Annotated in this window: 18 protein-coding genes; 4 read left to right on the top strand and 14 right to left on the bottom strand. The window is 64.2% G+C overall.

The window, feature by feature from the left end:
* The first annotated feature begins 30 nt into the window (after positions 1 to 30).
* Both AB3X96_RS03820 and AB3X96_RS03815 read left to right on the top strand, forming a co-directional pair.
* On the top strand, positions 31 to 690 hold the full coding sequence (locus tag AB3X96_RS03820; protein ID WP_368588630.1) for a 2-hydroxychromene-2-carboxylate isomerase: 660 nt from the start codon (positions 31 to 33) through the stop codon (positions 688 to 690).
* A 202-nt stretch (positions 691 to 892) separates the two neighbouring features.
* Positions 893 to 1876 (top strand): LysR substrate-binding domain-containing protein, encoded by a 984-nt coding sequence (locus AB3X96_RS03815; RefSeq protein ID WP_368588629.1) that lies wholly within the window; start codon positions 893 to 895, stop codon positions 1874 to 1876.
* Between the two features lie 61 nt (positions 1877 to 1937).
* On the opposite strand, the gene xdhC is transcribed toward AB3X96_RS03815, so the two are convergent.
* From xdhC to xdhA, 3 genes are read right to left on the bottom strand one after another with little or no spacing between them, the layout of a single operon-like run.
* Entirely contained in the window at positions 1938 to 2549 is a 612-nt protein-coding gene (gene xdhC / locus AB3X96_RS03810; RefSeq protein ID WP_368588628.1) for a xanthine dehydrogenase accessory protein XdhC, read from the bottom strand.
* Between the two features lie 29 nt (positions 2550 to 2578).
* Positions 2579 to 4948 carry a xanthine dehydrogenase molybdopterin binding subunit gene (gene xdhB / locus AB3X96_RS03805; protein WP_368588627.1) on the bottom strand — a complete coding sequence of 790 codons (2370 nt, stop codon included), beginning with the start codon at positions 4946 to 4948 and terminating at the stop codon, positions 2579 to 2581.
* 34 nt (positions 4949 to 4982) lie between these two features.
* Positions 4983 to 6500: a xanthine dehydrogenase small subunit gene (xdhA, locus tag AB3X96_RS03800; protein ID WP_368588626.1), complete on the bottom strand. Its 1518-nt coding sequence runs from the start codon at positions 6498 to 6500 to the stop codon at positions 4983 to 4985.
* A 389-nt stretch (positions 6501 to 6889) separates the two neighbouring features.
* Here xdhA and AB3X96_RS03795 point away from each other — a divergent pair, with 389 nt between their 5' ends.
* Positions 6890 to 8101 (top strand): MFS transporter, encoded by a 1212-nt coding sequence (locus AB3X96_RS03795; protein WP_176109433.1) that lies wholly within the window; start codon positions 6890 to 6892, stop codon positions 8099 to 8101.
* Positions 8102 to 8120: 19 nt separating this feature from the next.
* On the opposite strand, the gene AB3X96_RS03790 is transcribed toward AB3X96_RS03795, so the two are convergent.
* The 6 genes from AB3X96_RS03790 to AB3X96_RS03765 all read right to left on the bottom strand — a co-directional run bounded on the left by AB3X96_RS03790 (position 8121) and on the right by AB3X96_RS03765 (position 16976).
* Positions 8121 to 9410: an oligosaccharide flippase family protein gene (locus tag AB3X96_RS03790; protein WP_368588625.1), complete on the bottom strand. Its 1290-nt coding sequence runs from the start codon at positions 9408 to 9410 to the stop codon at positions 8121 to 8123.
* Positions 9411 to 9434: 24 nt separating this feature from the next.
* Entirely contained in the window at positions 9435 to 11171 is a 1737-nt protein-coding gene (locus tag AB3X96_RS03785) for a hypothetical protein (protein ID WP_368588624.1), read from the bottom strand.
* 57 nt (positions 11172 to 11228) lie between these two features.
* Positions 11229 to 12146, bottom strand: coding sequence for a glycosyltransferase family 2 protein (locus AB3X96_RS03780; protein WP_368588623.1), 918 nt, complete (start codon positions 12144 to 12146; stop codon positions 11229 to 11231).
* Between the two features lie 157 nt (positions 12147 to 12303).
* On the bottom strand, positions 12304 to 13509 hold the full coding sequence (locus AB3X96_RS03775) for a hypothetical protein (RefSeq protein WP_368588622.1): 1206 nt from the start codon (positions 13507 to 13509) through the stop codon (positions 12304 to 12306).
* 4 nt (positions 13510 to 13513) lie between these two features.
* A complete protein-coding gene (locus AB3X96_RS03770; protein WP_368588621.1) occupies positions 13514 to 14614 on the bottom strand; it encodes a glycosyltransferase in 1101 nt (366 codons plus the stop codon).
* 142 nt (positions 14615 to 14756) lie between these two features.
* Positions 14757 to 16976 (bottom strand): GNVR domain-containing protein, encoded by a 2220-nt coding sequence (locus tag AB3X96_RS03765; RefSeq protein ID WP_368588620.1) that lies wholly within the window; start codon positions 16974 to 16976, stop codon positions 14757 to 14759.
* Positions 16977 to 17198: 222 nt separating this feature from the next.
* Between AB3X96_RS03765 and AB3X96_RS03760 the strand changes: the two genes are divergently transcribed.
* Complete coding sequence (locus tag AB3X96_RS03760; protein WP_176122541.1) at positions 17199 to 17582, top strand: hypothetical protein; 384 nt, start codon at positions 17199 to 17201, stop codon at positions 17580 to 17582.
* Positions 17583 to 17979: 397 nt separating this feature from the next.
* On the opposite strand, the gene AB3X96_RS03755 is transcribed toward AB3X96_RS03760, so the two are convergent.
* The 5 genes from AB3X96_RS03755 to AB3X96_RS03735 form a co-directional block, all read right to left on the bottom strand.
* Positions 17980 to 19224 (bottom strand): glycosyltransferase, encoded by a 1245-nt coding sequence (locus tag AB3X96_RS03755; RefSeq protein ID WP_368588619.1) that lies wholly within the window; start codon positions 19222 to 19224, stop codon positions 17980 to 17982.
* 93 nt (positions 19225 to 19317) lie between these two features.
* Entirely contained in the window at positions 19318 to 20202 is an 885-nt protein-coding gene (locus AB3X96_RS03750) for a polysaccharide deacetylase family protein (protein ID WP_368588669.1), read from the bottom strand.
* Between the two features lie 61 nt (positions 20203 to 20263).
* On the bottom strand, positions 20264 to 21517 hold the full coding sequence (locus AB3X96_RS03745; RefSeq protein ID WP_368588618.1) for an FAD-dependent oxidoreductase: 1254 nt from the start codon (positions 21515 to 21517) through the stop codon (positions 20264 to 20266).
* A gap of 36 nt (positions 21518 to 21553) precedes the next feature.
* Positions 21554 to 22543 (bottom strand): carboxylate--amine ligase, encoded by a 990-nt coding sequence (locus tag AB3X96_RS03740; protein WP_368588617.1) that lies wholly within the window; start codon positions 22541 to 22543, stop codon positions 21554 to 21556.
* Between the two features lie 717 nt (positions 22544 to 23260).
* Positions 23261 to 24484, bottom strand: a complete 1224-nt coding sequence (locus AB3X96_RS03735; RefSeq protein ID WP_176379072.1) for an alanine--glyoxylate aminotransferase family protein — start codon at positions 24482 to 24484, stop codon at positions 23261 to 23263.
* Between the last annotated feature and the right edge of the window lie 3 nt (positions 24485 to 24487).

Genomic DNA, 24487 nt, shown 5'->3' with positions numbered 1-24487 from the left:
CGTCCGACCCAGGCAAACCGGGAGACCTTTATGACCGTTGGCATCGACGCCCAACAGCCGCTGTGGTTTTACGATTTCGTCTCGCCGTTCACCTACCTGTTGCTCGAGCAACACGATAAATGGCCCGGCATGGACTTCGCATTCACGCCGGTCGTGCTGAACGATCTGTATCGCCACTGGGGCCAGCGCTCCGCGTACAGCGTGCCCGCCAAGCGCACCTTCATGTACCGGCATGCGCTGTTTCGCGCGGAGCAGCTCGGCATTCCGTACAAGATGCCGCCCGCTCATCCGTTCGATTCGATGAAACCGCTGCTGCTCGCGACCGCCGCGAACGGTGACGTGCAATTCGTGCGCGAGATTTTCCGCTTCATCTGGCGCGACGGGCGAGACCCGTCGAGCGACGAAGCGTTCGCCGAACTGTGCGAACGCGTCGGCAAGCCGGACGGCCCCGAGCTGATCCGGGACGAAGCGGTGAAGGCGCAACTGCAGCGCAATACCGCCGACGCGATCGACCTCGGCGTCTATGGCGTGCCGACGTTTCGTCTGAACGACCAGCTGTTCTGGGGCGAGGACGCGCTGCCGATGGTGCTGTACTGCGCGCGCACGCCGAACTGGCTCGAATCGCGCGAAGTGAAGCGGATCAGTTCGTTGCCGTGGGGCCTCGCGGACAAGCCGGCACCGGCGCCATAACCCGGCGGCGGCAGCGGGCCGCGCTGCGGCTGCAGCTTCGGCCCCAGCGAAGCGCCGCCGGCACACGCCGCGCTGATGCCGGCCATACCGCGCCCGCTATGCCGCCGACGCGCAAACGGGCCTAAGGTTATAAGCTTTCGCACCCCACGCGCTCGCCGCGCGGCGAGCCGATCGGCTGCGCCCGCGTCACCCCGCTTCGACCATGGACGACACCGCCGCCTCACTCGATATCTGGCTCGTGCGCGTGCTGCGCACGCTTCTCGTCGAGCGCAGCGTCACGCAGACCGCGATGCGGCTGAACCAGACCCAGCCCGCGATCAGCACCGCACTGCGCAAGCTGCGCGAAACGCTCGGTGATCCGATTCTGGTGCGCGGCAAGTCGGGCATGGTGCCGACCGAATACGGCGAGTCGCTGCTCGCGGCCGCGCAGCGCGTGCTGCGCGATGTCGATTTCGTCGCGACGCCGCACGGCGATTTCGACCCGGGCCGCTCACGCCGCACGTTTCGCGTTGCCGCGCCCGACTATCTGAACGACTTCTTCATGCCGACCGTGATCGCGCGATTTCGCGAAGCGGCGCCGCATGCGCGGCTGGAAATCGAATCGCTGGGGCCGCTGCTCGATCATTCGGCCGCGCTCGACGCCGGCGAACTCGATCTCGTGGTCGGCAACTGGCCGAAGCCCGATCCGCGCTTCGAGCGCAGCGACCTGTTCGCCGATACCGTCGTGTGCATGATGCGCGCGGACCATCCGCTCGCGCGCGAGCCGCTCACGCGCGACGCCTATCTGGCCGCGCCGCATCTGGCGCCGACACCGTACAGCGGCACGCGCGGCGGCGCGATCGATACCGGCTTCGCGCGCGCGAAGGCGAGCCGGCGCATCGTTGCTACGCTGCCCTACTTCGGGCTCGTCGCGCAGACGCTTCTGCAATCCGATCTGATCTTCACGACCACGCGGCGCTTCGCGATGCACTACGCGAGCATGCTGCCGCTCGCGGTCGTCGATGTGCCGATCGCGTTTCCGCGCATCCGCTGCTATCAGTTGTGGCATCCGCAGCCGGATCGGCCGAGCGATATCGGCTGGCTGAGGACGTTGATGTCCGAGGTGTCGAGTGAGTTGGTGGCGCGCAAGACGCCGCGCGTGAAGACGCCGCAGCGGGGCCAACAACAACCGTCCAGCGGCAAATAAAGAAAGGGACGGCGTGTGAGCCCGCCCCCCTCGAACACTCGCGCAAGCCGTTGCGCGTGGCCTATGCCATGATCCGCTCGGTTGCGTGGATCTGGCCCGCGGCCTGCCGTGTCCTCACCCGCAGCAGTTGCGCGCACACCGCGATCGCGATCGCCGCGGGCGCCTTGTCGACGATACCCTCGACGCCGATCGGACAGGTCATCTCCGCGAGCCGCTCCAGTTCCACGCCTCGTTCGAGCAGACGCCGCTCGAACTTCACGCGCTTCGTCTTCGAGCCGATCATGCCGAAGTAGCTGAAATCGCGCCGTCGCATGATGCGCGTGGCCAGCGAAAAATCGAGCGCATGGTTGTGCGTCATCACCAGAAACCACGCGCCGGGCGGCGCCGCGTCGACGATCGCATCGGGCGTGTCGGTCGCTTCGACCTGCACGTTGGGCGGCGTTTCGTCAGGGAACAGCTCGTCGCGTTCGTCGACCCACTGGACCACGCACGGCAGGCCGCCGAGCAATTGCACAAGCGCATGGCCGACATGCCCCGCGCCGAACAGCACGATATGCATCGGCGCGGGCCGCGGTGCCAGTTCGGACGCGACGCTACGCCGACCGATCCGCACCGGTGCAGCATCGTCGATGGCGCCGGTGCGGTTCAGATAATTGTTCAGGCGTTCTTCCATATCGCGCTCCCGCTCGTCCGCCATTCGCATCATGCCTGCCGCGCGGCCGCGCTCGCGGCGCGCACCGCGCCGACCGCCTTGAGGATCTCCTCGCTGGTCGCGGGCGCGTTGAGCGGCGGATTGACCTTGTGGCCACCCACCGCCGACACCGCGTCGCGCACGGCGAAAAACACCGAGAACGGCAGCAGCAGCGGCGGCTCGCCAGTCGCCTTCGAACGATGAATGCTGTCTTCCGCATTGCGGTTCTTGAACAGCCTGACGTTGAAGACCGGCGGCACGTCGTTGACGGTCGGGATCTTGTACGTCGACGGCGCGTGCGTCATCAGCTTGCCGCCCGCGTTCCACCACAGCTCCTCGGTGGTGAGCCAGCCCATGCCCTGAATGAACGCGCCCTCCACCTGGCCGACGTCGAGCGCCGGATTCAGCGAGGCGCCCACGTCGTGCAGCGCATCGGCACGCAGCACGCGCATTTCGCCGGTCAGCGTGTCGATCACGACTTCCGATACCGCCGCGCCGTACGAGTAGTAATAGAACGGCCGGCCTTGCAGCTTCGACTGATCCCAGTGGAGCTTCGGTGTCGCGTAGAAACCGTCGGACCATAGCTGGATACGCGCGAGATAAGCCTTCGCGATCACTTCCTCGAACGGCACGGCGACCTCGCCGACCACCACGCGATCATGCGCGAAGCGCACGTCCCGCGCGGTCACGCTGCCCGCGCCGTAGCGCTCGGCCGCGAAAGCGGCGAGCCGCTCGCGCAACTGGCGCGCGGCGTCCTGCGCGGCTTTGCCGTTCAGATCGGAGCCGGTCGAAGCAGCCGTCGCCGACGTATTGGCTACCTTGCTCGTATCGGTCGCGGTCACGCGAATGCGCTTGAAGCCGACGCCGAGTTCATGCGCGACGACCTGCGCGACCTTCGTGTTCAGCCCCTGGCCCATTTCGGTGCCGCCGTGATTCACGAGCACCGAGCCGTCGGTGTAGATATGCACGAGCGCGCCGGCCTGGTTGAAGTGCGTGACGTTGAACGCGATGCCGAACTTGACCGGCGTCAGCGCGAGGCCCTTCTTGAGGATCTCGTTGTTCGCGTTGAATGCGTCGATCTCCTTGCGGCGCGCGCGATAGTCGCTGGTCGCTTCCAGTTCGTCGATCAGTTCGTGAATCACGTTGTCTTCGACTACCTGGCCGTACGGCGTCTCGTTGCGCTCGGTTTTGCCGTACAGATTGCGGCGGCGCACGTCGAGCGCATCGATGCCGCATGAGCGCGCGACGTTGTCGAGGATGTACTCGATCGCGAATGCGCCTTGCGGACCGCCGAAGCCGCGAAACGCCGTGTTCGACTGCGTGTTGGTCTTGCCGCAGAAGCCGTCGATCGATACATCCGACAGCCAGTACGCGTTGTCGAAGTGGCACAGCGCGCGCGTCATCACCGGGCCCGACAGGTCCGCGGAAAAGCCGCAGCGCGAGGTCATGTCGACCGCGACGCCTTCGATCACGCCGTCTTCGTCGTAACCGACTTCGTACGTGTAGTGGAAATCGTGGCGCTTGCCGGTCACCATCATGTCGTCGTCGCGATCGGGGCGCAGCTTGACCGGGCACAGCAGCTTCCATGCGGCGAGTGATGCGCAGCAGGCGAATAGCGCCGACTGCGATTCCTTGCCGCCGAACCCGCCGCCCATGCGCCGGCATTCGATCAACACGTTGTGTGATGCAACGCCCAACGTGTGCGCGACGAGGTGCTGCATTTCGCTCGGATGCTGGGTCGAGCAGTAGACGTGCATGCCGTCGTCATCTTTCGGCACCGCGTACGAGATCTGCCCTTCCAGATAGAACTGCTCCTGGCCGCCGAGCAGCATCTCGCCGGCCTCGCGATGCGCGGCGCGCGCGATCTTCGTGCCGGCATCGCCGCGCGCGAGCTTCATCGGCGGCAGCACGAACTGGTTCGCGGCGCGCGCCTGCTGCGCGGTCAGTACCGCCGGCAGTTCCTCGTAGACCACCTCGGCGCGCCGCGCGCCGAGCCGCGCCACTTCGTGCGAGCTGGCGACCACGATGAACATCGGCTGGCCGACGTATTGCACGACGCCGTCGGCGAGGATCGGGTCGTCGCCATGAACGATCGGGCCGACGTCGTTGGCGCCGGGGATGTCGTCGGCGGTGAAGACCGCGACCACGCCGGGCGTCGCGCGCACCCGGTCGAATGCGATCGACACGATCTTCGCGTGCGCCTTCGACGACAGCCCCAGCGCCGCGTGCAGCGTGCCGGCCACTTCGGGGATGTCGTCGGTGTAGGTCGCGCGGCCGCTCACGTGCAGATGCGCGGACTCGTGCGGACGCGACACGTGCACCTGGGTGAACTCGTCGAGATCCTGAAGCTCCTTCAGGAACGGTTCGGCTTGCTGGTTCATTGTTGGGTTCTCCGTATCCGTGGACGCGCGGCGCTCAAACGCTCGCGCCGGCCGGCGCGACGGCGCGCACATCGAGCGCGCTCTTCGGCAGCGGCTCCCGCGCGCGCGTTTCGAGCCAGAAGCGGTACAGCGTGTTCTTCGCCGCCTCGAGGCGGTAGTCGCTGGTCGCGCGCACGTCGGTGAGCGGCGCGTAGTCGTTGCCGAGCGCGAGCATTGCGGCCTGCGCGGTCGCCTCGTGCCAAGCGGCGTCGCGCAGCACGGCTTCGGCATTGAGCGCGCGCTTCGGCGTCGCGGCCATGCCGCCGAACGCGATGCGCGGTTCGCGGATCACGTCCCCGTCGGCAATGAACGAGAACGCCGCGCAGACGGCCGAGATATCCGAATCGAAGCGCTTCGACAGCTTGTAGGTGCGAAAGCGCAGATTCTTGCGCGCGCCGCCGCGCGCGGGCACCTTCAGGCCGACGACGAACTCGTGCTCGGCCATGTCCTTCTTCTGATACGCGAGGTACAGGTCTTCGAGCGGCATCTCGCGCTCGATGTCGCCGCCGCGCACGATCACGCGCGCGCCGAGCGCGATCAGCCCCGGCATCGAATCGCCGATTGGCGAGCCGTTCGCGATGTTGCCGCCGAGCGTGCCGGCGTTGCGGATCGGCAGCGACGCGAAGCGCTGCCACATTTCGGTCAGCTCCGGATACTGCTTCGCGATCTCGGCATATGCTCTTTCGACGCTGACGCCGGCGCCGATATCGATCCAGTCGTCATTGGTTTCGAGCTTTTGCAGCTCGGCGATCTGCCCGACGTAGAGGAGGTTGCCGAGTTCGCGCATCTGCTTGGTGACCCACAGGCCGATATCGGTGCTGCCCGCGAGGATGCGCGCGCCCGGTTCCTGCTCCTTGATCTGCGCGAGCGCCGCGACCGTGCGCGGCGCGGCGAAGCGCTGGCCCGCGTGCTCGTACTGGAACGTGTCGTCGCGTTCGAGCGTCGCGAGCGTGTTGGCGAGCGCCTTCACGTCGAGCGGCGCGGTCGGCGCGGGCGCGTCGAACATGCGCTCGGCCGCATCGACGATCGGCCGGTAGCCGGTGCAGCGGCACAGGTTGCCGGTCAGCGCATTGCCGATCGCCTCGCGCGACGGCACCGTGCGGTTCGCGCAGCCGTGCTCGTGGCCGTGCTTCTCGTAGAGCGCCCACATCGACATGATGAAGCCCGGCGTGCAGAAGCCGCACTGCGAGCCGTGGCAATCGACCATCGCCTGCTGCACCGGATGGAGCGACCCGTCCGGCTGGCGCAGGTCTTCGACCGTGAAGAGCGCGCGGCCGTCGAGCGTCGGCACGAATTGGATGCAGGCGTTGACCGCCTTGAAGTCGACGCCGCCCGCCGCGTTGCGCTCGCCGATCACGACGGTGCAGGCGCCGCAGTCGCCTTCGGCGCAGCCTTCCTTGGTGCCGGTGCAATGCGCGTCTTCGCGCAGATACTGCAGCACCGTGCGGGTGACGGGCGCGTCCTGGATTTCGCGGATCGCGTTGCGGTGATAGAAGCGAATCGGCTCGGTCATGTCTCGGTGCTCTCGTCTGTTCGGTGTTCGCGCGGACGCGCCGCGTCGATGGTTTGAAAGCTATCACCGTCAATAAAGGCAACCCATAGCCTGAATCGCATGGGGGACATATTCGTCGCGCGATATACAGATGGATTTGCGCATGGCAACGCTTATGTTGATCGGAAGCTTTTGCCGTTTTTTTAGGCTTTATGCAGATGAAATGACATGCTCTACCGTGGCAGGCCCCGCTATCCCTTCGGAAAATCGCGCGGTCAGGGCACGAAATCGGACGCTTATCGAGTCACGACTCGCCATTTATCCGTCCCATTTCTTCAGCATGCCCTGCAAGGGAATCGGTTCCATGGGACAATCACGCCTCCTCGCCGATTTCAAGTCTCGTTTTCCCGATGTCCACCGACTCCGCGCCCGCCCGCAGCGAATTTGCGACGACCCTGCAAATCATTCCAGTCGTCTTTTTCACCTTTCTTTGCTACCTCGCGATCGGAATTCCGCTCGCGGTGCTGCCCGGCTACGTGCACGGCGACCTCGGCTACAGCGCGGTGCTGGCCGGCGCGGCGATCAGCGTGCAGTACCTCGCGACGCTCGCGTCTCGGCCGCTCGCGGGCCGCTCCGCCGATACGCTCGGGCCGAAGCGCACGGTATCGATCGGTCTGCTCGGCTGCGGCGCGAGTGGCGTGCTGCTGCTGCTCGCCGCGCTGGCCGGTTCCTGGCCGGTGCTGAGCCTCGCGCTGCTGGTGTGCAGCCGCCTCGTGCTCGGTTTCGGCGAGAGTCTGTGCGGCACCGGCGCGATCCTGTGGGGGATCGGCCGGGTCGGCACGTCGAACAACGCCCGGGTCATTTCGTGGAACGGCATCGCAACCTACGGCGCGCTGGCAATCGGCGCGCCGCTCGGCGTGATGATCTCGCGCTCGATCGGCTTCACCGCGCTCGGCATCCTGGTGATCGCGCTGGCAGGGCTCGGCTATTACCTCGCGCGTCTGATCGCGCCGGTGCCGGTCGTGCACGGCGAGCGGATGTCGTATCGCAGCGTGTTTACGCGCGTGCTGCCGCACGGCATGGGTCTCGCGCTCGGCTCGGCCGGCTTCGGCTCGATCGCGACCTTCATCACGCTGTTCTATGCGGCGAAGCACTGGCCGAACGCGGCGCTGTCGCTGACGCTGTTCGGTACGCTGTTCATCGGCGCGCGCCTGCTGTTCGCGAACACGATCAAGACCTACGGCGGCTTTCGCGTCGCGATCGCATCGTTCTCGTTCGAATGCGCGGGTCTGTTGATGCTGTGGCTCGCGCCCGAGCCGCATATCGCGCTCGCAGGCGCCGCGCTGACCGGCTTCGGCTTCGCGCTGGTATTTCCGGCGCTCGGCGTCGAGGCGGTCGGGCTGGTGCCGCCGGCGAGCCGCGGCGCGGCACTGTCCGCGTACTCGGTGTTTCTCGATCTGTCGCTCGGCATCACCGGGCCGCTGGCGGGGTATATCGCCGGCGAGTTCGGTTATGGCTCCGTGTTCCTGTTCGCCGCGCTCGCGGCTGCCGCGGCGGTCGTGCTGTCGACGGTGCTGTATCTGCGCAACGCGAAAGTGACCAATCTGTCCACCGCGCAGTGAACACCGTCCGTCTCGGCGGCTAATCCCTCTCCGCGGCCATCTCCTGCTTGATCGCCGTCTGCGAGCGCACTGCGATCTGGCCGTGATTGATCCGGCTCGACACGTTGTACACGGCGATCAGCATGAACAGCTCGGTCGCGGCCACCGAGCACGCGGTGCCGACGCCGCCCCAGAAGTAGATGCTGATCGGCGCCTGCACCAGATGGAACAGCGCGCCGTAGATATAGATCCGCTTCAGCAACGACTGATTGCCCGACGCGATCACCGTCAACATGACCTGGGTCGTCGTCATGCCGACGATTGCCGGCACGAACACGAGGACGCGCAAAATGCGGAACGTCTCGCCGAACGCCTCGCCGAGAAAACGTCCGACGAACCATTCGCCGAGCACCGTGAAGCCGACCAGGATCAGCACCGCCGACGCCGCGAACGCGAGCATGAAGCCGCGATTGACCTTGTGGATATAGCCGAAGTCGTTGCGCTCGTACGCGACGCAGATCTTCGGAAAGAACGCCTGGATGGCCGGCGCCGTGCACGCGCGCAGCGCGTTGGTGAGTCGCTCGGCCGCCACGTAATAGCCGACCGCACCAGGGCCGCTGATCATGCGCAGCATGATCACGTTCGCGTACATGTACACGGACGTCAGCGCCGAACCGAGAAAGATGTGATACGCCTCTTTCGCCTCGGCCATCACGTCGGCCCAACCGACCCGCACGGTCAGCAGAATCTCGCGCTTCCAGATCAGCGCGCCCATCAGGATCAAGCCGCACACGAAGGTCGGCGCATATTGCAGCGCGGCCGCGAGCATCACGTCGTCGCGAGTCTTCACGAACAGGAACAGCGGAATCAGCAGACCCACGCGTGTGGCGAGCAGCGTGCCCGCGAGCACCGGCAGGCGCTGCGTGCCTTCGTAGAAGCAGCCGGGCGTCAGCACGCCGCCCCAGATCACGAGCGAGCCGAGCAGCGTCGCACCGCGTTCCTGCGGCGACATGTGAGCGGCGAACGCCCAGACGACCAGCACCAGCGAGCACAGCAACGCGAGAATCGCGCGGCCGATCGTAGTCGACCAGTAGATGCGGTTCACGACTTCCGGGCTGTCGATGTGCACCGCCACCTTGCGCGCGCTCGACAGGCCGAAGCCGAAGTCGACGATGACGAGAAGAATCTGCGAAATCGATTGCGCGTAACCGATCACACCCAACCCGGCCGGCCCAAGTACGTGCGACAGATACGGCAACGTAACGAGCGGCAGCACGTAGTTCAGCGCATACACCGAATACAGCGCGATGATGACGTTTCTCGTCGACACAATCGTCCTGTTTGCAGTTAAATCTCAAGTCGAAAAAACAGAATACGACACGAAAGCAGGTTCACTTAGTGCGACATCGATCTGGTTGTAGCGATCGTCTTCACTATTTGCGTTCAATACCGCGCTCTTCACCGCATTGCCGATCAGATTGCTCACCACGGTCTTGTAGTTGGCGTCGCTTGCGTCGGTTGCGAACAGGATTTCGGCGAGTAGAGCATGGCCGCGTGTGGCCGCACGCAGCACCACGCGGCCCGAGGTCGAGCGCAGCACGTTGATCGAGATGCGCGTCGTCTCCTGCGAGACAGTCTGGTTGCCGCAATGCAGTGCCGCCGCGACGCCGCCGCGTTCATAGCCGACGCCGAGATTCAGCGCATGCACGAGGCTCGCGTCCTTGCCGCCCGCGATCGCGCCGCCGCCCGGATACGCCTTCGCGTAACCGACGATCGAATCGCCGGCGCGATCGCCGAAATTGCCCTGAATCGTGATGCCGTCGAGCGGCGTGCTGCCCGGCGCGGTCGAACTGCCGTACACGAACTGCGGGCCGTCGCAGCCGGCGTTCTCGTCGTCCTGGCCGGGACGGTAGCGATTGCCGACGATCGTCGCGGCCTGCTGGTAGTCGATCTGGATGTGGCAGCTCTGACCGGGCGGCACATCGAGGTACGACGGATGGCCGCGCGTCGAGAACTTCCAGCGGCCGACCTTGCCGTCGCCGCCGCAACCGTTGCGCGAGAAGTAGTTGCCGTTCACCACCTTGCCCCAGTTGCCGCTCTTCATATAGACGCCGGCAAAGCCATTGCGATCGAACACCGCGCCGACGATCAGCGACTCCGCGCCGAGAATCACGCCGTGACGAGCATTCCATTCCCAGCGTCCGCCGATCACCTGCCAGAAGTTGTCGACGATATCCGCGCCGGCCGTATGGCAGAACATGCCGATGCAGTTAATCAGCGAGCCGTCGGTGTGCTCGGTCGCGTAGAAGCCGCGCTCGCACATGTACGCATAGCAGCGCTCGAGCGTCGACGTGACGCCGAGCTCGTAGCCCGCGCGCGAAAAACCGATCGCCGTGCAACGACTCGCTCCGGCCGACGTGCCGAAGTGAATGCCGATCGCCGTGTTGCCGGTGTGCGCCGGATAGTTGGCGAGGTAGTAGATGACCTTGTCGTAATGCGCGGGCCGCACCTGCACATGCTCGACGAACGCCGAGTCGCCGAGCTTCAGCGCCGCCGACGTCGGGCCGCCCGCGTCCTGTCTCTCCAGCACGGTCGCCCCCATCGCGATGTCGGTGATCACCACGTATTCGCCGCCGCCGTCGCCGCGCAGTCTCGAACCGTTCGCGGTGGTCAAGTCGCCGGTGTAACGCCAGATGCCGCGCGGCAGATACAGCCCGCGCGCGCCGCTTGCGAACGCCTCCCGGAGTTCGGCGCCGACATCGTAGCCGGACGCGCCGCGCTGGATCGCCGCCAGCCTGCGCGGATCGACGAAGCGCGCGACGCTGACCTCGAGTCCCGCGACGATGTCGCTGAGCGTCTTCAAGTAGCTCGGCGCGACCGGTTCCGATGCAGCACGCTCGGGCACGGACGCGGCGACGCGCAGGATGCCGCCTGCGCCGTCGGCCGCGCCGTTACCCACGGTCGCGAACGCGTCGGGCGCGCGCGGCGCGTGCCCGCTCGCGCGCGCGATGCCCAGATCGGCTGCGCTTGCACTGGCCCCGGCCAGGCCGCCGAGCAGGAACGTCTTGAGCGCCTGTCGCCGGGTTTTCATCTACCCCTCCCCCATTGCGTTACTCCTGCTTTTTTCACGTCGATACGGCGCGAGGCGTCACTCGACCGTGATGCTTTGCGCCTGCTCGGCGGCCGCCGCACGCGCGCTCACGGCGGCCATCGGGACCGGCAGCGCACGCGCCTTCGCGCCGCGCATCAGGCCCTGCACGCCTGGCGGCCTGAACAGCGGCACACGATACTTGCGGCTGAAGCGCCACAAGCTGTTCATATGCCGGCGTCCCGCCTTGCTGAGGAAGCCCGCTGCCGACGCGCGCTGATGCTCGTGCGTGAGCCGCGCGCCCGGCACGCACAGCACGCGGTAGCCCGCCTGCCAGATGCGCGCGCAAAAATCGACATCCTCCATATAGAGGAAGAAGTGCTCGTCCATGCCGCCGAGTTCGCCGAACAATGCGCGCCGCACGATAAAGCCCGTGCCCAGCACCCATTCGGCTTCGAACGGCGTGCCCGCGGCCCACGCTTCGCGCATCATGTGGAGGTCGATGCGGCGCTTGAATACGCCGAGCCGCCCGAGCGGCGAGCGCCGGCCGAGTATGTCGAGCACCGAATAGAAGCGCCGCGCGGAAAACTGCCGCTCGCCATCCGGGTAGACCAGATCGAGACCGACGAGGCCGACATCCTTCTCCGTCTCGAACAACTGCACCGCGTTCTCGAGCGATGTATCGACGAAATAGGTGTCCGGGTTCAGCACGAGCACGAGTTCGCGCAGACAACCGACCATGCCGAAATTGACGCCGGCTCCGAAGCCGCGATTGATCGACGTTTTGACGAGCCTCACTCCTGTCGGAAGCGTCTCCCTCAGATAGGAAAACGAATTGTCAGGTGAAGCGTTGTCCACTACGACGATGTCCTCCTTATCCGCAATCGAAAGTTCCAGCACGGAGCGCACGCAATTTCCGACCAGTTTCGGCGTGTTGTAATTGACGATCACCACACTGATCATTCCCTTCAGGTTCATCCCCACCTCCTGCTTTGCATCAGGTGTTCGTGGAATTACCCCCAAACACGGCTTTCCAGTTCGTTCACCATGCTTCGCGCTCGTCGCGCGCACTATCGACTACCCACTGCTCGTCCGCGCGATGCGGACGATCTGGCATGCACTGCCTTGCGGTTCGCTACGCGCTGTTTCGACGCGGTCCGTCCACGTAATCGAACACCGGCAATGTCATCAGGATGAAGACAAACGGAATCACTTCGATCGATTGATAGAAGAACGTTTGAAATAAAGCGGCCCATACACACAACCCAATCCGGCTTGCGCTGCTCACGAGTTTCGTCACCGATATCAGCACGCCGTAATAGAAGATCGCGCCCATCAGGCCGATATTGAGAATCTGCTGCAGCACGCTCGATTCGACGACGCCGAACTCCTGTTTCACCGGTTCCGGCGCCGAGTTCGTGACGAGCCCGAAGTACGTGCCGGCGATCGCGTTGACCGGCAATACGAGCGACTTGGCCTTTTCCCATGCTTCGGTGCGGCCGTCGTTGCCGTCCGATTGCAGGTCGGTCGCGCCGATGATCCGTTCGGTGCCGACGTTGACGACACTATCGTTCTGACTGCTCACCGCGACGCCGAAGATCATGATCGCCATCGTCGCGAAGATAGTGGCAACGATCAGCTTCGCGTTTCTCGTGATGAACTGGATCGGTCCCTGCACGAACGCGAGCCCGAATGTGCCGAGAACGATCAGCATGCCGCTGCGCGACAGTGCCGAGAAAATCGCGAAGCTTAGCACCACGCATGCGAGGCCCGACAGCACGTTCTTGCGCACCAGATAGTCGACGCCGCACAGCGACGCGGCAATCGCGACGAACAGCGGGTAATGCAGATAGCTGCCGGTCAGTGACGGCGCGCGCAGATTGTCGAAGCCGTAAGTCGCGCCCGGCAGGTCGATCGGGAACACGTTCTGCTGCTGCGCGAGCGCGACGCCCGCCTCGATCAGCGCGATCAGCACGAGCCCGACATAGGCGAAGCGGGGCCGCACGAAACGCCGTTGATAGTTCGAGATCGCGTAGAAATAGATGAACAGCGTGAAGATGAAGACGAACAGATAGGACAGCCCGAACTGATCGGTGAGCGCGAGCGTCGCGACGATCGACAGCCCGATCGAGAACAGCATGCCCACGAGCAAGCCGAACGACAGGCGTCCATGGTCGCGGAAGTAAGCGGCGATCGCCGTCGGCGAGATGTACCACACGAGCAGTCCGACGATGCCGCCGACCTGGATCAGATAGGCGGCGTCCTTGCCGATCAGATACTCGAGCACGCCGCGCGATGCGCACAGCACGACGGCCAGCAGATAGGCGATGGTGGCGATCATGGCGTCATGCCTGATACGCCACGGAGGCGTTGACGTTGACCGGATCACCGCGGTAGATGCGCTCGATCACGTGCTGGAACTCATCGATCTCGCAGACGTTGAGCAAGGTGCCGTCGTGCTCGACGCCTTCCGCGCCGAGCGGCGTCGACACGACCGGCAGTTTCGCCGCAAGCATTTCGAGCGTCTTGAGCTTGACGCCGGCGCCCGAGAGCAGCGGCACCACGCCGATAGCGGCGGCCTCGAAGTACCTGCGCGGATTTTCGACGAAGCCGGTCACGCAGATATCGTCGCTATTGAGGCGCTTCACGCGCTCGCTCGGATCAGAACCGACCACGAACAGCTTTAGTTGCAGACCGCGCCGGCGCAGCGGCAGAAAAATCGTGTCGATGAAATTGAGCAGCGCCTCTTCGTTTTCGCGGCGTTGCATCGCCCCCCAGAACAGGATGTTGCCTTTCTCGACCGTATCTTTCGAGCGCCGCACTTCCTTCAGAAACGCCGGCAGCGAGATCGGCACGACCTGCACCGTGCCGACCCCGGGGTACAGGCCGTTGATCAGCTGCGCGTCCTTGCTCGACAGCACGAGCACCTTGTCGGCCAGCTTCAGCAGACGCTGTTCGAGCATGAAGGTCTGCCGTGTAAACAGCCATCCTTCGATGGACTTGATGCGCAGCATGACCTGGATCTGCACGTCATGCGCGCACATCACGATCTTCACGCCGTCGTGGAAACGCTCGCGCAGATTCTGCGCATACGTGAAGCATTGCGAGAATTCGAGCCGCACCGTGTCGTAACGGTGCCTGTCGACGAGCTCGCAAAGGAACTTGCCGATCGCGGGCTTATAGCGCGAGAACAGGCGCGGTGAAAACGTCAGTGGATTCGCGAGGAACGACGGAATCAGGTCGAACCGGCTCACGTACTGGATGTAGACGTTGCGTACGTTCGCGCGAAACTCGATGTCATTTTCGTCGACCGGCACGCGCGACACGATCAGCACGTCGAGTTCCGATTCCGCGCTCAGTTTGATCAGGTAGTCGTAGGCCAACCGGTGGCCAGCTTGCGGCGCGTTTTTCTGAGGCAGAAAAGGCGTGACAAATAGCTGTTTCATCCGAGTAGTCCCTTGCCTGTACGGTGTGCGCTCGGCAAGCGCGGCCGTAAGATCTCTTCGCATTGCTATGTTGGTTTTCTGATCGGTCCATTCGGGCGCTACGCCCCGCACCGCGGGAGCGTCGCGAACCACGCGCCCGGGTTTATCGGTCGTACGGTTTATAGATGTAGGCCGCGTAGCGATAGCGTCCGTAGCCGTAGCTGTAGCGTCCCGGCCGCATCTTCAGTCCGTTCATGATCACGCCGCGCACCGGCAGGCCGACCTTCTGCATCTGGCGGACCGACTCACGCAGCTCGCCGATACCCGTCACTCCCTGACGCGCGACGAAGAACGTCGTACCTGCCACGCACGCGAGCCGCACCGCATCCGCGGCGAGCAGCACTGGCGGTCCGTCGAGCAGCACGACGTCGTAGCCGGTCGCGACCTGGCGCAGCACCGACTCGAGCCGGGTGTTCGACAACACGTCGCTCGGGCTCGCAACCTGGCGGCCGCTCGCGATGAAATCGACACCCTGGAAGCGGGTCGCGCGAATCAGCTCTTCGGGGCGGTACGCGCCCTGGATCAGATCGGACAGGCCGGGACCGCGATCGCCGCCGAGATGCCGATGCAGGAAGCCGCGGCGCAGGTCACCGTCGACCAGCAGCACGCGCTTGCCGGTCGCACCGATGACCGCGGCGAGATTCAGCGACACGAACGACTTGCCGATGCCCGGCGTCGGGCCCGTGATCAGCACGATATGGTTGCGCGCCTTGGTCATCGTGAATTCGAGCGCGGTGCGAAAGCCACGCAGACTTTCGATCGCCGGATCGATCACCGCTTCGCCCGCGAGCACGAGCGCCTTCGACTCCGGCCGGCGACGGCTGTGCGCGAAGCGCTCTTCCTGACGGCTGAACGGCACGCTCGCGTAGACCGGCAGACCGGTGCGCAGCTCGACTTCGTACGGATCGTCGATCGCGTCGAACAGACGCTGACGCACGAGCGCGATCACAGAGCCGACGAACACGCCGAGCATCATCGCGCCGATGATGATCAGGAGCGGCTTGGGCCGCACCGGCGTATCGGGCGCGACGGCGCCGTCGACGATGCGCACGTTGCCGGCCTTGCCCGCCTTGATCAGCTTCAGCTGTTCGAGCGTATTGCGCAGCGACGTGTCGAGTTCGGTGCCGACCTGCACGTCGCGCTGCAGGCGCAGCACGTTCTGTTCGAGCGGCGGCAGCGACTGCGTCCGGCTCGCGAGATCTTTCGCTTCCTGTTGCGCCGCGCGCAACTGCGCGTTGACCGACTGCACAGCCGGATGCTGGTCGGTGAAGCGCGACAGCAGTTCATTGCGCTTCTGCTGGAGTTCCGCGAGCCGCGTCTGCGCCTGAACCGACAGCTGCAACAGATTGGTCGCTTCCTCGCCGAGATCGACGGTGCCATGCTTCGCGCGGAAGTCGTTGAAGCGCGTTTCCGAATCGGAAAGCTGCTGGCGCATTTCCGGAAGCTGCATTTCGAGGAAACGGATCGAACGCTCCGCTTCCTCGGATTTGCGCTTCAGGTTCTGGCTCACGTATTCGCCCGCGATGGTCCCGAGAATCGCGCTGATCTTATTCGGATCGCTGCCTTCGAGCGACACGCCGAGGATGTCGGACTCCTTGCCTTTTTCGGAGATCGTCAATTCCTTGCGCAGCTTTTCGGTCGTCGTCAGCGCGGACTGGCGCCGCACCTCGAACGTCGCACCGGGCTTCGCGTCGATCCGGTCGACGACGAGCGTGAGCGGCCCGTAGTTGGTCGTCGCGTTCAGCGCCTGGCCGACAGTGCCTTCGAGCTTCAGCTTGCCGTATTGCAGCTCGTAGCTCGATCCCTCGCCCATCCTCAGCACGAACGGACGATCGAACAGCTCTTCCGGCACGTCGAATTTCGACACTTTGATGCGCTCGTTGCCGTACACGTAGCCGTGCGGTCCCGGCGTCGACAGATGATCGGAATGACGGGCGAGCCAGCGGCCGAACAGCGGGAAGTAACGCGGTGCCGCTTCGATGTCGAGATTGAGCTTGTCGACCGCGCGGCCCACCACCATGCGCGAGCCGATCACCTGCGCCTCCCCGGACGTCGCGGTCTTCACGTCGAACATCGCGGACACGTCGCCGATCACGCTCTTGGACGAGGTACCCGCGTTTTCCTCGACCTGCACCAGGATGTCCGCGCGATAGACGGGTTCGGAGAACACCGAATAACCGATGCCGAGCGCGACCGCGATGGCCGTCGTGAGGGCAATCAGCTTGCGGTTGTCATACAGCGCATCCAGATAGTTCGCGAAGCCTGCCGGCGGATGTTCGCTGTTGTTGTTCCGGCTATCGAATGGTGCACTGCTTTGGTTCATGCGAGTTCTCCCAAAGTCCCGACGGTTTCCCACTTCTTCCCCGGCGCCCGAACCGGCACGTCGCCGCATCCAGTCACGCCCGTGTCCGATCGAGCCGACCGCCTCGATCGGACGGGGGTAGCCGATTTACGCCACATCGGCTACCTTTGTGTGTAACAGCACCTATGCGAGCTCGGCTCTTTTCCCTAACATCGCACCACTCGCGTTCTTACGGAGACCGAAATGAAAAAACTTCTTGCCGCCGTATTACCGGTATTACTGACTGCCCAGGTGGGATACGCCCAGAGCATCGTGTCCGCCTCCTCTTCCGCTTATGCCCCGCGTTATGTCGCCAAGCACTCGCAACTCGACGCGATGACGCCTCATGCGGCGAGTTCACCGACGCTCTACGGCTCTCCGTCGGATCTCGCGTACGCAAAAAAGAACCGCTATGTCGCGCCCAACGTGTACACCCAAACTAAAAACAGCCTTCCGAAGCAGAAACGTACAAGCGTTGCACAGCCTGTCCGCGGCAAGAACTCAGCGGACCCCTACGGCAGCGATTTGTGGAATTCAGACCAGACCTACGCGTCTCCCGAGACCTCCGATCCGTACAGCGTGCGCTGAGCTGTAGCGCATCACCGTCTGGATCCCCCCTATCGCTGATGTGGCCGCTTGCGGCCACATTCCTGTTTGGGTTGAGCTGACTGCCGGGCCCGGTAGAGATATTTCCCCGATTAGCCGCGTCTCGTCCGCCGTTTTTCCACGCAAACGCTCACGACATGCACATGCTCTTGTTTTGATGAGTCTGCCGTTTCGTCGGCGCGCTACAACGCTCGATAAAAAGCCTTTCTTGGCAATCATAATATTCAGAGAGCCCGTCCTTACAACGTTCGGCAGCGCACACAAAAGCCGATTGCTACAGGATTGCTTCAGACAAATCACGCAATAAAAAACGCATGTTTAAAGCGACGATAACCGTGCGGGTATACACGCCGTTCGCCACAATCAGCGCCGACTATTTTCAGGGCGCCGGACGCGGATTATCTGCATAACGCGCGCGCCGGCGCGACGGCGCGATGGGCGCCGAACTTTCGCCGATGTGCATGATTTCGGCCAGACGCCGCGCGTAATGCTCGGGCAGATATTCTCCGACGTCGTACTTTCTGTGCTCATCGGCCAGATGAACGGCCAACTCGCCGAGCGCCTGTTTCAGACTGCCCGGATCGAACTTGAACTTGATCTTGTTGCCGACCGATTCCGCGGTCACCGCCATGCTGCCGCCATCGCGAATCAGCACCGGCAGGCCGAGCATCGCCGCCTCGACGACGACGAGGGGCGCGTTCTCCGCGCCCACCGACGGCACGACCACCGCATCGGCGAACTCGCGCATCGCGGGAAACAACTGCTGCTGCGGCATCGTGCCGAACAGGATCAGCTTGCGCTCGGCGATCAGCGACGCGTAGCGTTCTTCGATCGCCGCGCGATCCGGCCCGTCGCCATACACGCCGATGCTATTGATGCGCTCGAAGCCCGCCGCCTCGCAGAGCGTCAGAAATTGCAGCAGGCCTTTCTCGGGCGAGATCCGTCCGACGAACGCGATGTTGAAGCGTTCCTTGCCACGCACCGTGACGATCGGCATCGCGCTCGGTACCGCCGACGGATTGTGCACGATCACCGTGTTCTCGATGCCCACGCGATGCAGCGCCTGCTGCATGAACAGGCTCGGGCACAAGATCCTGTCGAACACGCGCGCGGGCTGATAGGCCGCGCGTACCGCATGCCACCACGCCTTCGTCATCAGATCGTGCACGAGGCCCTTCGGCGTCGGCCGCAACGTGAGGACCGCGCGGGTGCGCAGCACGTCGAGCGGCAGAATGATCGGCCGCTTGTCCTTGTCGAAGTACTGCAGCGACGGGTTGTAGTAGACGAGGTGATAGTCGTGGCAGGTGTGATACGCGCGGTAACCGAACTGACGCTGGTTGTGCGCGATCACGCTGAGAATCGAAGGCGACAGCACGTTGTGGTAGTTGTGCACCATCAGCCGATGCGGCCGGAAACGGTGCAGCGTCTTTTCGAGCGCGCGCGCGGCGGTCATGTTCCAGGAGCGCGTCAGCATCGTCGAGCGGCCGGAAAACTGGCTATCGTCGAAACGCTCGACCTCGACGCCGCGCAGCGTGCCCAATAGCTCGGCCGATTGTTGATAGACCACTTCCGCGCCGCCCATGTGCGCGTAATCGTTGATCACCAGTACCCTGCAGCGCTGCATGTTCCCCTCCTGTCGTCTGCCTCTCGTGCCGTCTCGCGAAAAACCCGGACGGCTTTGCCCGGACCAATCGCCTGGTCCGGGCGCTCCCCCTGTTCAAAACTGCGGAAACTTGCCGCGCCAGCCGCCCCCCTCGCGCAGATAGCGCAGAAACAGCGCAATGCCACTCAATTGCGCCGCGAAGCGCAGCGTCGACGCCGCATCGTCGATGATGATCGTGCGCAACCGGTACGGATCGGTGTGCTGATCGTTCCAGCCGAGGTCGCAGGTCCGCGCGGTTTTGAAGCCCGCCGCGCGCACGAACTCCACTTCGCGCTCGCCGTAATTGCCGTTCGGATACGCGAAGTGCTCGCACGGCTGTTGCAGCAGCGCCGCGATTTCACGGCGGCTGTCGCTGATTTCGGCCTCGCTTTCAGCGTCGCTGCAATGCGTGAGGATCGGATGAAAGCGCGTATGCGCCTGGAAGTCGACGTGCTCGCGCATCGCCTGCATCTGTTCGATCGACAGGCCGGTCGGCCGGTCGTCGCCGTCCTGCCGGTAGCCTTGAGCCGCCAGCGCGGCGAGGCGCTCTTCGTTCGTCATGCGCTTCAGACGTTCATGGCCGACGCGCAGCGAACCCGGATGCAGCCACCAGTGACTGCGCGGCCGTCCGACGATGCGGCTGCACAGAAAGATCGTCGGGCGCACCTTGTGCTTGATGAACACCGGCAATAGCTTCGCGTTGCCCGCGTGGCCGTCGTCGAGCGTGATCGCCACGCGCGGCCGGCCGCGGCCGGGCGCGCTGACGTCGGTCAATGGCACGAACTCGCACAGCTTGCTCAGATAAGTCAGATGACGGTCGAGCGTGTCCGGATCGGGATCGTGATAAAGCAGCACGGCTACGCGATCGCGCCACAGCAGCTTGCGCGTGCACCACGCGAGCCCTGACATCAACACGAAGCCCGCGAGCATCTCCTTCACGAGCGCCTTGTAGCGCTTCATGCGGGGCCCGCGGTAGCGATCGGACAGGCGCGAGTGCGCAGACGCGCCCGTTGTTTGGGTCTTATTCACCTGAGCGCTCCGGCATGGGTGCATGGGCGACGGGCCACGTGCGTTGCCGCGAGCCCGCTTTCAACGAGCCGATAAGGTGCCGCGCCACGGTCGGCGACGCGTGCTTGGTTCCATAGACGAAGCGCATCACGGGCCCGAAGCTATGCGCGGACGCGGGTCCGATCACATAGAGGCCGCGCACGCGCGTTTCGTAGTGCAAGCTCAGGTCGGGCATGCCGCCTTGATTCGAAATCGCGTCGGCCAGATCTTTCGACAGGAACGCGTGCTGGCGCATGTCGGTTTTGAAGCCGGTCGCGGCGATCACGTGATTGGCGCTCACGCGTGCTTCCTTGCCGTCGGTCAGCACGTTCAGAACGACGCGGTCGTTTTCGATCGCCGCGGAGCGCACCACGGTGCGATGCGATATCTGTACCTTGCCGACCACGCGATCATGCAGCCACCACGCGCCGGACGCGCCATACGTGTGCTCCATGATCAGCTTGCGGCGTCGCGGGTCGAGCATGTGGAACACGCCGGGAAACTCGGACAGGAACAGCGACCGCCAGCCGCGCCCGAGCCCCGCGTCGGGCCCCTTGATGCGCGACAGGATGTTGCGCCCGCCGTGCGGCCGCTCGTGCCACACCACGCTGCTCTCGCGCATCAGCACGTGCGCGCGTGCGCCGAGCTCGTTGAGCAGCGCAGACAGCCCGAGCGCCGACTGCCCGCCGCCGACGATCGCAATGTCCTTGCCGCGCGCCCACTCGAGGTTGCCGTACAGCTCCGAATGCGACGCATACTGCGGCGGCAAGTTCTGCAGCGCCGGCGGAGTTTGCGCGAAGCCCTTCAGGCCGAGCGCGATCACGACCCGGCGCGCGGCGAGCGAGCGGCCGTCGCTCAGCGACAGCTGGAACTGATCGCCGACGCGGCGCAATGCGAGCACATCGACCGGCTGGATTTCGCCGACCAGATTCGACTGGAACCACAGCCCGTACTCGACAAAGGTCTCGAGCGGCAGCGCCATGCCGAGCGGCCGGTAAGGCAGGCCTTTCAGGCGGCAGAAGTCTTCGACGGTAAAGCCGCTGCGCGGCGCATGCATGCTCGACGCGAAAGCTTCGGAGCGCAGCAGCATGCCGGGCGGCATGTAGTTTCGCCACGCTCCCATCGGTTCCCCGAGGATCTGGTGATCCACGCCGGCGGCCTTCAGATGCGCGGCAAGAGATGACCCGTAGGGCCCCGCGCCAATGATGATGGTATCGGTCAAAGACATTGCTGGTCTCCAGGGGACGGGCTCTCGTCGCCAGCGTCAGGCTTTCGCCTGACGCGACTCGGGCGCCCTGATCGCTTTTTTCCAGCTGCGCTTCATGCGTCGAAGCGGATTCATCACGACATAGTGCTGCAGCGCTGGGAACGGATCGTTCCAGCGGAAATAGCCATCGAAAATTTTGGTGCGTTCGCTCAGCAGTTCGGGCGGCGGCCGGTCGGAAAACGTCGCGCGCCACGCAACCGGTAGCCGGCTCGGGCGCTCGACCGGCAACGGCAGGCCGAGTTCATGGCGGTACGCGGCAAGCGGAATGTTGACGCCGCACAGCGTCGCGATCTCCTCCTGCCAGTCCGTGCGGCCGACCGTCGGCTCGACCATCACGAACTCGTTGTAGTTGTCGTCCCACTTGTACTCGATGCTGCCCATGCCGTCGAAACCGGCCGCCTCGGCGAAGCGCCGCGTCAGCGGTTCGAGCGTCCCGCGCGCTTCGGGCGCGGCCACACAGATGGCGGTGTTGCCGACGCCCGGCGGCGAGCTCAACACCTTGCGGCCGGTGAACATGCTGACCATGTTGCCGTCGGCGCCGCGATAGAACAGCGTGAAGTGGATGTTGCTGTCGGGACCTTCGATCCACTCCTGCGCGATGATTCCGCCTGGTGTCGCCAGCATCGCGATCGCGCGATCGCGTGCATGCTGCAGCGTGTCGACGCGCACCGCGCGTTCTTTCTCGCCACGCAGCACGTTGCGCTTGTCGTCTGGTTTCAGCACGCACGGGTAGCGCAATTCGGCCAGCCGTTCGATGTCGGCAAGCTTTTCGAGCACGACTGAGCGCGGCACCGGAAAGCCGTGGCTCTGTGCGAATTCGTGAAAGCGCACCTTGCTCGACAACATCTTGACGGTGTCGTCGGCGGGCAAACGGAATCGATACCAGTGCGACAAAGCCAGCCGATTTTCCGACACCGCATGCACCGCGTCTTCGTCGGTCAGAATCAGAACCGGCAGACGATCGAACCGCTTGCCGAGCTCGATCATTTCGTCGACGAATATTTTCCCAACAAAACTTTTTATCTGATGCGCATGAACGTGTCGGCACCACGTCGCCGCGCGGCTCCTCGTATCGACTGCGACAACCGGAACGCGGGCCTGCGCGAGCGATCGCGCCACCCCCAGTCCGTTCAACTCTGCTCCAACAATAACCCCTGCCGATTGACCTGAGTCGTATGCGCTCGCCATAGTGTCGATTTCCTTGCTTCGTACGTGCATGGACCCTCGAAGACATGCTTCGAGACTCCACGCGATCGAACTATCGAATCGGATAGAAATCCTTTTTATCGCCTCGCGGGGGCGCTTCGGCGTTAAAGCTGTGTTTCGGCGGAAAGCATGCATGAGCGCGGCAGGCGCGTCCTGGCACGCGCCGTGTGTCGAATCATGGTCTTGCGATTTACCGCAGCGAGCGCATTGCGCTGCGCTCGCCGTGACCTACTTTACGTTTCCGCCTGATCTCGATACGTGCGCCGGCGCACAGAGAGCAAAAGAAAGTAGAACAGAAAAAAACCCTTTCGAAAGGCGCTCAGCCTTATTGCGTAAGGGTTTCGCCAATTATGCATTTGTTATGTAAAAACGTTGCGAAGCATTAATTTATTGCAACGCGATAATGGCGGAAAAAAACTTTCTAATGGGACTATAAAGTGCTGGATCGCACAAAAAATATGCGCTACGAATGCTATTCGTAGCGCGTCGCAAAATGCCTTATTTACCTTCGCTCAATCCGCGCTCGAGCGCCGCGACACCCGCCGGCAGATCGACCTTGACGCCGAGATCGACCATCGTGCGGCCGAGCGCGTGCACGGTGCGAAACAGGTTGTGCTCGCGGCACTGCTCGCCCATCTGGCCGATCCGCACGATCGGCAAACCGAACGAGCCAGCGATTTCTACCTGATGCTGTCGCGAGATATGCGCGCAGACGTCGGCGGGACTCAGGCCGTCAGGCACCTCGATGCCGATCACCGAGTTGAGCCGGCAATTCTCCGGCGCATACAGTTGCAGGCCCATCGCGGTGACGCCCTGCTGCAACGCGAGCGAGCATTTCAGATGGCGCGCGAAGCGCTTCTCCAGCGTTTCCGCGCAGACGAGCCGCAGCGCCTCGTGCAAAGCGAGTACGCCCGACACCGGTGCCGTGTAGTGATAGCCGGCGTTGTGCCAGAAGTTTTCCGCCAGCGACGCATCGAGGCACCAGTGCGTGTTGGGCACCGTGCGGCCTTTGACGCGCGCCCACGCCGCGTCTGAGAACGCGATCAGCGACACACCCGGAATCGACGACAAGCCCTTCTGGCCGCCGGTAATCACCGCGTCGATGCCCCAGTTGTCCATTTCGAGCGGCATCGTGCTCAGCGTGCAGACGGCGTCGACGATCACGAGCGCGCCGGCTTCCTTCGCGAGCGCGACGATGTCTTTCAGATGATGGTTCCACACGGTGTTCGACGTCTCGCCCTGCACGACCGTGACGACCTCGGGACGCTCGCGGCGCAGCGCGTCGGCGACCTGATCGAGACTCGCGACCGTGCGGTCCGCGACTTCGAGCGTGGTTACCTTCGCGCCGACGCGCCGGCCCATTTCGCCCATGCGGTCGCTGAAGAAGCCGTTCTTGATACACAGCATGCGCGTGCCTTCCCACGCGAGATTGCAGATCGCCATCTCCATCGCGCCCGATCCCGGTCCTGCCACGCCGAGCACCCACTTCGACTGCGTCTGGAACACGTAGCGCGCCATCGTCTTCACCTGGTTCACCACCTTCGCCATCGTGCCGCCCAGATGGTTGATCACGATCGCATTGGCCTTCGCGACCGCGGCGGGAATCGGCACGGGGCCGGCGCCCATCATCAGCAGCGGTTCTTCGGGAAGGATGGCGTCGAGCGATTCGACAACCGGACAGGGGACGGACGAAGCAACGGTAGTAGAGGTTGAAGTCGGCATGAT

Source organism: Paraburkholderia sp. BR13439, from assembly GCF_040948805.1.
Classification (GTDB): domain Bacteria; phylum Pseudomonadota; class Gammaproteobacteria; order Burkholderiales; family Burkholderiaceae; genus Paraburkholderia; species Paraburkholderia youngii.
This window is presented reverse-complemented; position numbering and strand designations above follow the sequence as displayed.

Excerpts from the sequence above, each read along its gene's own strand:
- AB3X96_RS03820 (WP_368588630.1), top strand. The coding sequence starts at position 31 with ATGACCGTTGGCATCGACGCCCAACAGCCGCTGTGGTTTTACGATTTC.
- AB3X96_RS03815 (WP_368588629.1), top strand. The coding sequence starts at position 893 with ATGGACGACACCGCCGCCTCACTCGATATCTGGCTCGTGCGCGTGCTG.
- xdhC (WP_368588628.1), bottom strand. The coding sequence starts at position 2,549 with ATGGAAGAACGCCTGAACAATTATCTGAACCGCACCGGCGCCATCGAC.
- xdhB (WP_368588627.1), bottom strand. The coding sequence starts at position 4,948 with ATGAACCAGCAAGCCGAACCGTTCCTGAAGGAGCTTCAGGATCTCGAC.
- xdhA (WP_368588626.1), bottom strand. The coding sequence starts at position 6,500 with ATGACCGAGCCGATTCGCTTCTATCACCGCAACGCGATCCGCGAAATC.
- AB3X96_RS03795 (WP_176109433.1), top strand. The coding sequence starts at position 6,890 with ATGTCCACCGACTCCGCGCCCGCCCGCAGCGAATTTGCGACGACCCTG.
- AB3X96_RS03785 (WP_368588624.1), bottom strand. The coding sequence starts at position 11,171 with ATGAAAACCCGGCGACAGGCGCTCAAGACGTTCCTGCTCGGCGGCCTG.
- AB3X96_RS03780 (WP_368588623.1), bottom strand. The coding sequence starts at position 12,146 with ATGAACCTGAAGGGAATGATCAGTGTGGTGATCGTCAATTACAACACG.
- AB3X96_RS03775 (WP_368588622.1), bottom strand. The coding sequence starts at position 13,509 with ATGATCGCCACCATCGCCTATCTGCTGGCCGTCGTGCTGTGCGCATCG.
- AB3X96_RS03770 (WP_368588621.1), bottom strand. The coding sequence starts at position 14,614 with ATGAAACAGCTATTTGTCACGCCTTTTCTGCCTCAGAAAAACGCGCCG.
- AB3X96_RS03765 (WP_368588620.1), bottom strand. The coding sequence starts at position 16,976 with ATGAACCAAAGCAGTGCACCATTCGATAGCCGGAACAACAACAGCGAA.
- AB3X96_RS03760 (WP_176122541.1), top strand. The coding sequence starts at position 17,199 with ATGAAAAAACTTCTTGCCGCCGTATTACCGGTATTACTGACTGCCCAG.
- AB3X96_RS03755 (WP_368588619.1), bottom strand. The coding sequence starts at position 19,224 with ATGCAGCGCTGCAGGGTACTGGTGATCAACGATTACGCGCACATGGGC.
- AB3X96_RS03750 (WP_368588669.1), bottom strand. The coding sequence starts at position 20,202 with ATGAAGCGCTACAAGGCGCTCGTGAAGGAGATGCTCGCGGGCTTCGTG.
- AB3X96_RS03745 (WP_368588618.1), bottom strand. The coding sequence starts at position 21,517 with ATGTCTTTGACCGATACCATCATCATTGGCGCGGGGCCCTACGGGTCA.
- AB3X96_RS03740 (WP_368588617.1), bottom strand. The coding sequence starts at position 22,543 with ATGATCGAGCTCGGCAAGCGGTTCGATCGTCTGCCGGTTCTGATTCTG.
- AB3X96_RS03735 (WP_176379072.1), bottom strand. The coding sequence starts at position 24,484 with ATGCCGACTTCAACCTCTACTACCGTTGCTTCGTCCGTCCCCTGTCCG.